Origin of the sequence: Streptomyces sp. 13-12-16 (assembly GCF_002114215.1) — a bacterium.
Taxonomy (GTDB): Bacteria; Actinomycetota; Actinomycetes; order Streptomycetales; family Streptomycetaceae; genus Streptomyces.
The window spans coordinates 1-3982 of sequence record NZ_NCTE01000697.1 but is presented as its reverse complement, the minus strand read 5'-3'; the positions used below and the strand labels follow the sequence as shown (position 1 = coordinate 3982).

Annotated in this window: 5 protein-coding genes; 2 read left to right on the top strand and 3 right to left on the bottom strand. The window is 72.6% G+C overall.

From position 1 onward, the window contains the following. Positions 1–458 (bottom strand): formyltransferase family protein (locus B7767_RS26515; protein WP_306297996.1); only part of this gene is annotated, 458 nt, incomplete at its 3' end. Between the two features lie 240 nt (positions 459–698). Between B7767_RS26515 and B7767_RS26510 the strand changes: the two genes are divergently transcribed. Further along, positions 699–1097: a hypothetical protein gene (locus B7767_RS26510; RefSeq protein ID WP_306297995.1), complete on the top strand. Its 399-nt coding sequence runs from the start codon at positions 699–701 to the stop codon at positions 1095–1097. Positions 1098–1153: 56 nt separating this feature from the next. Here the strand turns inward: B7767_RS26510 and B7767_RS26505 are convergent, their stop codons facing one another. Together B7767_RS26505 and B7767_RS26500 are read right to left on the bottom strand one after the other, a co-directional pair. After that, a complete protein-coding gene (locus tag B7767_RS26505; protein ID WP_085574394.1) occupies positions 1154–2632 on the bottom strand; it encodes a glutamate-cysteine ligase family protein in 1479 nt (492 codons plus the stop codon). Positions 2633–2908: 276 nt separating this feature from the next. Further along, entirely contained in the window at positions 2909–3352 is a 444-nt protein-coding gene (locus B7767_RS26500; RefSeq protein WP_085574393.1) for an SRPBCC domain-containing protein, read from the bottom strand. 136 nt (positions 3353–3488) lie between these two features. On the opposite strand from B7767_RS26500, the gene B7767_RS26495 reads away from it, so the two are divergent. After that, positions 3489–3932 carry a DNA-binding protein gene (locus tag B7767_RS26495; protein ID WP_085574392.1) on the top strand — a complete coding sequence of 148 codons (444 nt, stop codon included), beginning with the start codon at positions 3489–3491 and terminating at the stop codon, positions 3930–3932. The last annotated feature ends 50 nt before the right edge of the window (positions 3933–3982 follow it).

Below are 3982 nucleotides of genomic sequence, written 5' to 3'. Positions count from 1 at the left end.
CGGCCGGAGACGAACCGTTCGACGGCCGTCAGTACGGCGTCGAGGGCGGCGTCGGACACCTCGCCCCGGTACAGGTCGCTCTTGCCGGTCCGGGGCACGGGGAACTCCGCCGTGGCCCACACGGGCCCCGCGTCCATCTCCTCCTCGGCCTGGAGCACGGTGACGCCCCATTCGGCCGCGTCCTCGTGGACCGCCCAGTCCAGGGAGGACGGCCCCCGGTCGCCGACGGGACCCGGGTGCACGATCAGGCACGTCCGGGCCGTCCACACCTCGCGGGGGACGGCCGTCTTCAGCAGGGGGGCCACGATCAGCTCGGGACCGTGCCGGTCCACGGCCGCGACCACGTCCCGTCCGGCCGGCGTCACCTCGACGGCGACGGCGTGCCCGCGGTTCCGCAACTCGGCGTGGACCCGCTGCGTGAGGCTGTTGTAGGCGCTGGCGACGAGCAGGATGCGCATGGCGACGGCCCTTCCGGAGGGACGACGGGACCCGGTGCGGCCCGGCTGACTGCGATGGTCGGGCACACCGGCCCATGAGCGTCGACATGAATCCCGTTCCTCACCCTCACGGGTGACACTTCCGTCCGCGTGGCAGGCGGTACGACCGGCCCCGGTCGGCCCGATATGCCCTGAAATCCGATGAGTGGGAGGCTTTTACTGCCGGGGCACCGAGGGACGTGCCCCCAGGAGAGTGGACAGGTGGGCCGACACATGCCCGAGGAGCGCAAGTCGCCGCAGCCGTCACGGGGCCGCGGGGCCGGCCGTCACCAGGGGAGCGAGCACCACGGCTGGTCCCCGGACGTCGACGAGACACGGCAGGAGGAGAACCCGAGCGCCCGCCGCTCCTTCCACGCGGAGGAACACGCGCCGTCGCGCGGAGCGGGCCGCAAGCACGTCGAGGAGGAGCGCACCTCCGTCCCGGGTGACGTCGCGCGCAGTGACGCGCGGCGGGGCGAGGAGTACGCGGACCGGGGTGAGGAGGGCAAGCGGGACACGGGCCGCCGGGGCCGCTCCGCACGCCCCAGCGGCACCAAGGACGAGTCCGCCTTCACCGGGGTCGACCCCGACGACTCCGACACCGGACGCCGGCCGGGCTGACGGGCCGGCGGGCGTACGGGTCCGGCCCGGACGTCCGCCCGGACCGGTCGGCGGGATCAGTCGACGGGCCAGGTGTGGACCGGGGCGTTGAGGTGCATGTAGTCGATGTACTGCTGCGTCATGCGCCGCAGTGCCTCGTGCCGGCCGCAGTGCGCCGAGGCCTCGATGTGGTGGAACATCTCCTTCTGCCACACCGCTCCGTTGCGGCCGGTGACACAGCGCTGCTCGATGACGCCGAGCAGCGGCTCCCGCCAGGCGTCGTCCATGCCGGAGCGCTCCAGTCCGCGGTGCGCCAGCGGCAGCAGCCGCCGCAGGACCAGTTCGGAGGCGGGCACCTCGCCCATCCCGGGCCAGTACAGCCGGGCGTCGATGCCGTACCGCGCCGCCGTCCGCAGATTGTCCTCGGCGGCCGAGAAGGACATCCGTGACCACACCGGGCGGTCCTCCTCCACCAGGGCGCGGGTCAGCCCGTAGTAGAAGGCGCCGTTGGCGAGGGTGTCGGCCACGGTCGGGCCGGCGGGCAGCACCCGGTTCTCCACCCGCACGTGCGGTCTGTCCTGGGCGACGGCGTAGACCGGGCGGTTCCAGCGGTAGATGGTGCCGTTGTGCAGGGTCAGCTCCCCGAGTTCGGGGATGTCGCCGCGCTCCAGCGTCTCCGCCGGGTTCTGGTCGTCGCACAGGGGGAGCAGGGCCGGGAAGTAGCGCAGGTTCTCCTCGAAGAGGTCGAAGACGCTGGTGATCCAGCGCTCCCCGAACCACACCCGGGGCCGCACCCCCTGCACCTTGATCTCCTGCGGGCGGGTGTCCGTGGCCTGCTCGAACAGCGGGATCCGGGTCTCGTGCCACAGCTCCTTGCCGAACAGGAAGGGGGAGTTGGCGGCGAGCGCGACCTGGACGCCGGCGATCGCCTGCGCCGCGTTCCAGTAGTCGGCGAACTGCTCCGGGGACACCTGGAGGTGGAACTGCGTACTGGTGCAGGCGGCCTCCGGGGTGATCGTGTCCGCGTAGGTCCGCAGCCGGTCGATGCCGGTCACCTCGATGTGCAGGTCCTCCCCGCGCGCCGCGAAGATCTGGTCGTTGAGCAGCCGGTAGCGCGGGTTCTCCGACAGGGCTCCCTCGCCGACGTCCTCCTGGCGCAGGGTGGGGAGGATGCCCGTCATGATCAGACGGGCGCCGATCGACCCGGCGCGCTGCTCCGCGTGGTTGAGCGCGGCGCGGATCTCGGACTCCCAGGAGTCGGGGCCGCCCGCCGTGAGCCGCCGCGGCGGGATGTTGATCTCCAGGTTGAACCGGCCCAGCTCCGTCGCCCAGGCCGGGTCCGCGATCGCCTCCAGCACATCGGTGTTGCGCATCGCGGGCTCGGCCCGGTCGTCGACCAGGTTCAGCTCGATCTCCAGCCCCACCTGGGGTCTTTCGGCCTCGAAGCGTGACTCGCGCAGCATCTGCGCGAACGTCTCCAGGCACTCCTGCATCTTGATCCGGTAGCGGCGGCGGTCCTCGCGGGTGAAGGTGAGCGCCGGGACGTCCCGTCCCATGGTCTCCCTCCAGGGTTCTCGTCCTCGGAACCTGTCCACCCCAGCGTCGCACCGGCAGCCGAGTCCGACCACGCGAGCCGGGTCCGTCCCCCCAGGGGGTGCCGTTCGGATCCTGCCGGGGACGCGGACCCCGGCACGCGCATCCGCCGCGTCGCCGTCGGGCGCCGGGGCTTCCTCCCCGGCGCCCTCCTCCGCCTCGCGGCCGCAGGCACCGGACCCCGCTCGCGCAGGCCGCAGGGAGCCGTCACCCGAAGCCGGCCCGATCCGGACGCCCCCCTAGGCGCCTTCGGCCAGGAAGGCGGTCAGGCTGTCGAGGAGCATGGTGCTGCCCTGCTCGGACACGGCGCGTTCCTCCGCCGTGCCGCACGTCTGGTGGAGCGCGATCCGCGTCCGGCCGCCGTCCGCGTCGAGCTTCACGGTCATCCTCGACGGCTCGGGCCTCCCGGGCACGTCCATTCCCACCACCAGCAGGCGGTTCTCGGCGACCTCCAGGAAGGAGCCGGTCAGCGGGGCCTCGCCGCCGTCCGGAGTGACCATGGTGGCCTTCCAGGCGCCGCCCGGCCGTACGTCCATCTCGACGGAGCCGGGGGCGGCGTACGCCCACCGGGCGTACTGGTCGGGGGTGGTCCACGCCTGCCACACCCTTCCCACGGGGGCGTCCAGCGTGCGGGTCAGCTCGTAGGAGAAGTCGCTGCCGGTGGTGGTCTGTTCGGCGCTCATGGTGTCGTCCCCTTCTGTCCTGTGTCTCGGTGGGTGAGCCTTGCGCAGGTATAGACGCACGGGGGTGCGCGGAGTCGTCGCCCGACGGAGGATTTTTTTGTTGACAACAAATTGTTCATCCTGTGATGCTCGTTGCATGCAGCCGACCAGTCCCGCACAGCCCGACGACCCCTTCGTTCCGCCGAGTTCCGACGCGGCACGCGTCCAACGGGTGCACGCCTCCCTGTTCCGCATCGCCGAGCGGCACGCGGCCACGGACGCGCAGCGCCGCCGCCAGATCCACCCCGGCGTGATCGGTCCGCACGAGGCGGTCAGGCTCGTGGCGTTCCTGCTCAGCGGTGCCGCGCTGCCCGAGGACGGCGAGCCCGAGGTGGACCACGCGGACATCACCGCCGCGCTGAGCCTCGTACCGCGTGCCCGCGCGGAGATGGACGAACTGGAGGCCGGCCTCCTGGAGATGGCGCGCGGACGCGGCATGACCTGGCCGGAGATCGCCTTCGGCCTCGGCCTGGGCAGTCCGCAGGCCGCCCGGCAACGCTACGAACGCCTGGCCGGCCGCACCGACACGGGCGACCGGTAACCGCCCGGTCAGCCGTCGTGGGCCGGCTCGCCCACGGTCCGGGCGGCCCG

Excerpts from the sequence above, each read along its gene's own strand:
- B7767_RS26505 (WP_085574394.1), bottom strand. The coding sequence starts at position 2,632 with ATGGGACGGGACGTCCCGGCGCTCACCTTCACCCGCGAGGACCGCCGC.
- B7767_RS26500 (WP_085574393.1), bottom strand. The coding sequence starts at position 3,352 with ATGAGCGCCGAACAGACCACCACCGGCAGCGACTTCTCCTACGAGCTG.
- B7767_RS26495 (WP_085574392.1), top strand. The coding sequence starts at position 3,489 with ATGCAGCCGACCAGTCCCGCACAGCCCGACGACCCCTTCGTTCCGCCG.